The 3,137-nt window shown below is 36.3% G+C and carries 5 protein-coding genes and 2 pseudogenes; 5 read left to right on the forward strand and 2 right to left on the reverse strand.

Translation table 11 applies throughout. From position 1 onward, the window contains the following. The 4 genes and pseudogenes from ACFIO3_RS10620 to ACFIO3_RS10635 form a co-directional block, all read left to right on the forward strand. A pseudogene (locus tag ACFIO3_RS10620) lies at positions 1–323 on the forward strand (hypothetical protein); the annotation flags it as partial. Then, positions 265–783: a hypothetical protein gene (locus ACFIO3_RS10625; protein ID WP_375608665.1), complete on the forward strand. Its 519-nt coding sequence runs from the start codon at positions 265–267 to the stop codon at positions 781–783. The pseudogene ACFIO3_RS10620 and the gene ACFIO3_RS10625, both read left to right, overlap by 59 nt. 155 nt (positions 784–938) lie before the next feature. Next, positions 939–1,265 carry a hypothetical protein gene (locus ACFIO3_RS10630; protein ID WP_375608666.1) on the forward strand — a complete coding sequence of 109 codons (327 nt, stop codon included), beginning with the start codon at positions 939–941 and terminating at the stop codon, positions 1,263–1,265. Positions 1,266–1,537: 272 nt separating this feature from the next. Then, positions 1,538–2,068, forward strand: a complete 531-nt coding sequence (locus tag ACFIO3_RS10635; protein ID WP_375608667.1) for an antA/AntB antirepressor family protein — start codon at positions 1,538–1,540, stop codon at positions 2,066–2,068. A 46-nt stretch (positions 2,069–2,114) separates the two neighbouring features. On the opposite strand, the gene ACFIO3_RS10640 is transcribed toward ACFIO3_RS10635, so the two are convergent. After that, complete coding sequence (locus tag ACFIO3_RS10640; RefSeq protein WP_375608668.1) at positions 2,115–2,420, reverse strand: BrnA antitoxin family protein; 306 nt, start codon at positions 2,418–2,420, stop codon at positions 2,115–2,117. Then, positions 2,398–2,697, reverse strand: a complete 300-nt coding sequence (locus ACFIO3_RS10645; protein WP_375608669.1) for a BrnT family toxin — start codon at positions 2,695–2,697, stop codon at positions 2,398–2,400. The genes ACFIO3_RS10640 and ACFIO3_RS10645 overlap by 23 nt, the downstream gene beginning before the upstream one ends. A gap of 217 nt (positions 2,698–2,914) precedes the next feature. On the opposite strand from ACFIO3_RS10645, the pseudogene ACFIO3_RS10650 reads away from it, so the two are divergent. Then, positions 2,915–3,137 (forward strand): annotated as a pseudogene (locus ACFIO3_RS10650) (single-stranded DNA-binding protein); the annotation flags it as partial.

A 3,137-nucleotide genomic window follows, 5' to 3' on the forward strand; every position in this document is an offset into this window, starting at 1 on the left:
AGTTTCGAGATTATTGGCGTTCAAAAGCCGGAGCAAATGCAACCAAAATCGATTGGCAAGCAACATGGCGTAACTGGGTACGCAAGGCTGTTGATGATTTAGAAAAAACAAAAAACACGAACAACAATGGTGGAAACAATGGAAATTACACTCAAAAGCAAAAAAGCATTGGGGAGCGTATCGCAGACAGTCTCCTTGATATCGGAAATCGAGGGTATTTTGAAACACATTCATGCGATGATACCTCCGAGCGGTCCGTTTGTTTTGAAGGATGGCAGCCAATTAACGAAACAGCAGGAATCGATTGCTTTAGAGGCTGGTGATCAATTGCAAGAGCTCTTCGCCGTGAAAGCAGGTAAAGAGGATATAGCAAAAGCTATTCGCATGCTGTCGTGTGGTTTGAAAATAGCACAACAATCAGACCATGAGGGAATGGCGTTGACCTATGGAATGGTTTTGGAAAATGTCTCTGCATGGTCATTGATGACAGTGGTCAAACGGATTTTATGTGATGAAATAAATTGTTTATCCGATACGTTTTTTCCGAGCACACGAGAACTTGTCAGGTTGTGTCGAGATTTAGAAAACGATCTTTTGAGAAAAGCCAATTTTGTACGCAATGCTGTTTTGAGATTCCGTGAAAAGGAGTTGAAAGAACAAGCAGAGAAAGAGCATTCAACGCCTATAACGCTTGTTCACAAGCAAGAGCTTGAAGAAACTTTAAATGGCATTGGTGGGATAATGAAACGCTTTGGTCCACAGCAAACTAGTGAAAAGTGCTGATCATTTTACGATTAGACATGCATTTAAATCGACAAAAAGGTACCGTAAAAAGCGATTTAAAGATTTTATGATGAAAACACATCTGTAATATAAAACGCTCTGTACGGTCAAATTTGAGGTAAATTAACCTATTGGTAAAATTATGGACTAAAAACATGAAAATATTAAAAGACCTGTTCTTAAAAAAGCGTAAACAACCAATGCAAAAAGAGTTTGTTGCAACAGCTGTTGGTTATGTTCCTTGGGGAGATGGAGCAGCAGAGTATTTTTACAACCTCTATGAATATGAAGACGGTACAAGAGAGTGTGAAAAGTTTGATGGTGGTCAGTATTACAAAACACCTAAGAATGCGGATTTCAGTACCAAAGCGCAAGTAAAAGCATGGGTTTACGGTGGGAATATTCCGAAAAGCGTTCTCAATTACGAACCTCTTATAGACGAGATCAATAGAGAGATTAAAAAGTTATCGGAAGTTGCTTGACAATATGGCAACATTATGTCTATTGTCGAATCAGGTGCCTAGAAAACACCTTAAAACAACTAGCGGATTGGTTGCCGAAATAACTGATCTTCCGCAATTTAAAAGCTTTGACTCATTGTGTGCTACACGCATATAATAATTTTGTCGGGTGTGGTTATGCCATAAAATACCCTTTTTGGGAAAAGCATAACGACGGGCTAGTTGCCGTGTTTTCTAGCGCCCGGCATTCTCTTTGGATGTCAATAGAAAACCTTAACAACTAGGAGTTCATAATGAACACTCTAATTAAAATATCAGAACAAGCTGTTGGACAAGAAATTATTCAAACCGTTAATGCACGTGAATTACATGTGTTTTTGGAAGTAAAACGAGACTTTTCTAATTGGATTAAAGATCGTATTAACAAATACAGTTTTCTAAAAAATCAGGATTATATAGTTTTCGCCAATTTTGGCGAAAACCTCCAAGGTGGTCGTCCAAGTACAGAATATCACCTCACTCTAGACATGGCAAAAGAGCTTTCCATGGTTGAACGCAATGAGAAAGGACGTCAAGCACGCCGTTATTTTATTGAATGTGAAAAGAAACTAAGAAACCAATCTGTTGATTGTGACCGTGATACACGCTTTGATTTTCCAAAAGATTGGGATAAAATGTCTCCAACTAAAAAGGCTGTTTATATTTATGGTCCTCTCCACATGCATCTTGTTAAAGCCTTTACGTTGATAGAAGAAAGCAAGCAGTATAAAACACTCATTGAAGAAGCAAAACAGGTTTTAGAAAAATCTGTTAAAGCTGCTTAGTTTTTTAATATAACTCTCTTTCCTTGCTTTTTAGAGGAAGGAGAGGTCAACGCATTGAACGAAGCATAGCATCACGTAAAATGGCGTTAATCCGCGTCTGGTAGCCTTTTCCTTGACTCTTAAGCCATGCTAATACGTCTGAATCCACACGCACTGTTGTGACAGTTTTCTTTGGTTTATAGAATGGATTGCGCACTGCATTTTTCCAGAATGCATCATCTAGTGGTGGAATATCACTATGATCAATTGTGCTATCCGGCATTACAGCCAGTTTTTTAATTTCAACTCTTTGTTTATCTGTCAAAGGTGATAAGTTACCTACATCAATTTCATAACGAACTTTCTTCTTCATAATGTTTTCTCTCTTTCAAATTAGCACGCCGTGCTAAAATAATACGGATTACCTCTATGCCATCTTTATCATCATAAACAGTATGCGCTACGAGTAGCAATAAAAAACCATCCACAAGCCCTAAAGTCTGCCAACGATATTCTCCGTTTTCAATACGGTCTTGTTTAACCATAGCGAATGGGTCGGTAAAAACACGTGCAGCTATTTCAAAACTTACAGGGTGCTTTCTAAGATTACTTTTCGCTTTAGCTTCATCCCATTCAAATCTTATTTTCATGTCTTATGTTAATACATTTATGTATGTATATCAAGAGTTTTAAATACAAGACTGAAGTATCTATATAACACATCTTTTTTATGAATAATTTATCAAATAAAATTATAAAGTAATTCTTTAAAAAACTGTTATTAATTAACTGAAATAATTGAAAAAATAATAAAATTATGCTAAGATTTTTTTACATATTTAAATACAAATTTAAGGTAACTAAAATATGCTAAATAAAGTGATGTTAATCGGACGCCTCGGTGCTGATCCCGAAAGCAAAACAATGAATTCTGGAGCTGAAATAGTCAATTTTAGTATAGCAACTTCTGAAAGCTATACAGATAAAAAAACAATCAAAAAGTAGAGAAAACTGAATGGCACTCCATTGTGGTTTTTAATCCACATTTAGCAAAAATTGCTCTTCAGTATCTCAGTAAAGGTTCAAAGGT

Source organism: Bartonella sp. AD328YNZD, assembly GCF_042196425.1.